General features: G+C 66.2%; 1 protein-coding gene. It reads right to left on the bottom strand.

All coding sequences use genetic code 11. From position 1 onward, the window contains the following. Positions 1-524, bottom strand: a 524-nt coding sequence (locus EJ903_RS27160; RefSeq protein WP_210211584.1) for a hypothetical protein, incomplete at both ends; no start/stop codon positions are given.

The raw sequence follows: 524 nt of genomic DNA, 5'->3' as shown, positions 1-524 counted from the left end.
CTCTGGCCCGTCGCGTCATAGGACCGCCAAGCTGCGATCAGGCTGCCGTCCGCCAGCCTCTCCAGCGTCGGCAGGTCCTGCCGCCCCGCAGTGGTCTGGTTGATCTGCACCTCACCGGTTCGGGCCGTGCCGTCCGCATTGAAGAAGCGGGCGTAGACCCCATAGTCGCTGCCATCCTGACCCAGCGATTGCCAGACGAAGGCGAAGCCGCCATCGGCGAGCGCCGCCGGCACGACCTGGTATTGGTCACTGGCAACAGTGACATTGGCTCGCGTCTCACTGCCGACCTTGGCACCACTGGCGTCATAGCGCTGGAAATAGGAGCCCCAGGTGCCGCCGCTGTCCTGGTTGACCGAGCCCCAGGCCACCACGAACCCGCCGCCGGTCAGGGCGGTGACGGTGGGCAGCGCCTGATGGGTGGCGGTGGTGCTGTTGGCCAGGAACTCACTGCCGACCTTGTTGCCGCTGGCGTCGAAACGTTGGCCGTAGATATCCCAGTAGCTGCTCCCCGAGGCTTGGTTGTA

Origin of the sequence: Azospirillum griseum, assembly GCF_003966125.1 — a bacterium.
GTDB classification, from domain to species: domain Bacteria; phylum Pseudomonadota; class Alphaproteobacteria; order Azospirillales; family Azospirillaceae; genus Azospirillum; species Azospirillum griseum.
Note: the sequence above shows the minus strand (reverse complement) of the source record. Positions and strands in the feature narration are given on the sequence as shown.